Source organism: Streptomyces sp. NPDC031274, assembly GCF_055570235.1.
In genome coordinates this window covers 319-2,882 of the sequence record NZ_JBVIHP010000078.1, presented here as the reverse complement: position 1 = coordinate 2,882, position 2,564 = coordinate 319, and the positions used below count along the sequence as shown (strand labels likewise).

3 protein-coding genes are annotated in these 2,564 nt (G+C 65.4%); all 3 read left to right on the top strand.

The window, feature by feature from the left end; genetic code table 11:
- The first annotated feature begins 87 nt into the window (after positions 1-87).
- The 3 genes from ACZ5CR_RS43565 (at position 88) to ACZ5CR_RS43555 (ending at position 2,470) form a co-directional block, all read left to right on the top strand.
- Positions 88-414, top strand: coding sequence for a hypothetical protein (locus ACZ5CR_RS43565; RefSeq protein ID WP_468868764.1), 327 nt, complete (start codon positions 88-90; stop codon positions 412-414).
- Positions 411-1,757, top strand: coding sequence for a putative T7SS-secreted protein (locus ACZ5CR_RS43560; RefSeq protein ID WP_468868762.1), 1,347 nt, complete (start codon positions 411-413; stop codon positions 1,755-1,757). Before ACZ5CR_RS43565 ends, ACZ5CR_RS43560 begins: the two co-directional genes overlap by 4 nt.
- 203 nt (positions 1,758-1,960) lie before the next feature.
- Complete coding sequence (locus ACZ5CR_RS43555; protein WP_468868760.1) at positions 1,961-2,470, top strand: hypothetical protein; 510 nt, start codon at positions 1,961-1,963, stop codon at positions 2,468-2,470.
- The last annotated feature ends 94 nt before the right edge of the window (positions 2,471-2,564 follow it).

Genomic DNA, 2,564 nt, shown 5'->3' with positions numbered 1-2,564 from the left:
GAGGCGCGGCCCTGGCCTGATGGCGTCGCCCCTGTTGCGGCGGCTCTGCAGCTCACGCGATGCGACGGGCAGTTTCAGGGGGTGGGAATGGCAGACAAGTTGAAGGTCGACGGGGACGAGCTCGAGAACTTCATGAAGCTGCTCAACAAGTCGAACGACTCGTTGAAGGGGCTGCGCAAGGCACTCAGCGAGGCGACGATCACCGGCCTCGGCACTGATGACCTCGACTCCGCGTGCGAAGACTTCCAGGACGACTGGAAGTACGGCACGGAGCAGATCGGTGAGCAGAGCGAAGACCTCGCCAAGATCATCGACAAGAGCAAGGACGCTTACCGCGAAGTCGACAGAGCCCTGGAGGAGAACCTGAAGGAGAAGGGCAAGGGCAGGAGCGGCGGAAGCGGGGGCTCGAAGTGACCATCACCCCGGGGACCGAGAGCGACGCCTTCGCCGGTTCGCCCGCCGCCAGGAATGGCCCTTTGCCGCAAGGTCTCAAGTCATCACCGGACATCCCGAACCCCAACTACCCGGACCTGGGGTTCAATCCGGTGCCCGGCGACTGCGACATCGTCAAGGCGTTGCACAAGAAGCTGACCGGCTGCGCCAAGGTCCTGCACGAGACGCATGGCGTGGTCACGAAGCTGATGGACGGCAGCTATTGGGAAGGCGACGCGGCAGTCGCCTTCCGTGAGCAGATCGACGGCGGTCCGCTGCCGAAGAACCTGCAGAACGCGGCGAACTCCATCAGCAAGGCCGCCAAGCATCTGAACCGCTGGCACGACGAGCTCGACGAGTATCAGGGCCGCGCGAAACGCCTGAACGCGGACGCGAAGGAAGCGCGGGCCGCCCTTGAGGCGGCGCAGGGGCGAGCGGAAACCGCGGGCAAAGACCCTGACCTGGACAAGAAGGGTGCCGGGCAGGATCAGGCGAAGAAGGCGGAGACGCGTGCCGACAACAAGGTGGACGACGCCCAGGCGGAACTCGACCGGATCCTGAAGAAGGCCCGCGACCTCGCGTACGAGCATGAGGCGAGGTCCGGGTTCCGGGCGGGCAAGATCCGCGACGCGACGCACAAGCTGGCGCCGAACGAGCCTGGCTGGTTCGACAAGGCGATGGACTGGGTCAAGGAGAACCTGCCCGACATCCTCAGCACCGTGGCCGCCATCGTCGGGCTTGTGGCGTTGTTCGTGGTGACGGGTGGGACGGCTGCGGCGGTTCTGTTGCTGGCTGCGGCGGCGTTGAGTGCGACGGCTCTTGCGCTGCGGGTCACCCAGGACCCCACCGTGTGGGCGTCGCTCAAGGACGGCTTCAGCAAGGGTGAGTTCGACACCGACTTCTGGAGCAATCTCGTCACGGTCGGCGGTGACGCCCTCGGTGCCATGCCAGGACTTGGCGCGGCTTGGAAGTGCGGGCAGGCGGCTGTACGTGGCGTCGACGCGGCGGGGGACGCCATCGGCCTCGGCACTCGATTGGCCAATGCCGGTGCATCCACCATGGAGCATGCGAGGACCATTTCCAGCCTGGACAATTCTCTGCTCGGCCTCACGATCAGGGGAGCGCGGGCCGAACCGATCACCAGGACGGTCGAGGTCACTTCAGCTGCGGTTGGCGTCGGCACCGCAGGATTCGGGCTGGTGATGAAGGCCGTGGATGCCGACGACGATGGCATCAAGGACGGTGCCGTAGCAGGTATCGATGGCACCAGGCTCGGCGTCGACGGTGGCAGTCTCGTTGATATCGCCCGGCATGTCTTCCATTGATCCGCTGCGAACTGAAAGCTGCTCATATGCATCCCACCGACTCCCCCACTGCCTGGGACCACCCCCCGACCCGTAACGCCTGGATCTGGCACATGATCTTGATCGTTGCGCGCTTGATCGGTTGGATCGCAGTCTGGATAGGGTCCTTGGCTGTCCCAGTCGTATTTCTGTCGCCGGGCTATTTCTTCTTCTTCCTGCCTCTCATGCTGTATGCGACCTTCCGAGCCGTCCTCCAAATCGGCTACTTCCCCTGGTCCCTCAACATGCAACGCGTCCTCGCCCAGTACCCCTGGCAGCACCTCAAGGACGTCCCCCGAGGCCGGAACAAGCACCCCGAGGCCCAGGAGGACGAGATGTGGTACGAGCTCCCCAATCCTGAGAAACCGGACGAGCGGATCCCGCTGCTCTTCATGGCCAACATGCGCACCTTCTGGTGGATGAGGCGCTTCGGTACCAACAAGACCAAGCCCGAGCTGAAGGCTCAGATCGAACCCTTGTGGTTCGCCGGTGACCCTCGTTTCTACGCCGTTATCGCGGCGCCGGGCCGTGGGGGCGACGCACCCAAGCGGCTGCACTTCCTCTACCAGCGTCCGGCCCGGCCCAGCTGGAAAGCCGCCCCGGTCGGCTGGGGTGCGAGCCCCGCCGCGCTCGAACGTGCCCGTCGGGCGGGGGCGCAGGTTCCCGACCCCGTGACGCAGGACGGGATGCGGTGACCGCCGCTCCCCGCTTCACGGTCGACGAGTCGGCCGAGGATCCCGGCGCCGATGTCTGGTTCGCCGAACCCGCCGGGTTCAGGGCGATCCCACT

Coding starts and splice junctions, on each gene's coding strand:
- ACZ5CR_RS43565 (WP_468868764.1), top strand. CDS start 88: ATGGCAGACAAGTTGAAGGTCGACGGGGACGAGCTCGAGAACTTCATG.
- ACZ5CR_RS43555 (WP_468868760.1), top strand. CDS start 1,961: ATGCTGTATGCGACCTTCCGAGCCGTCCTCCAAATCGGCTACTTCCCC.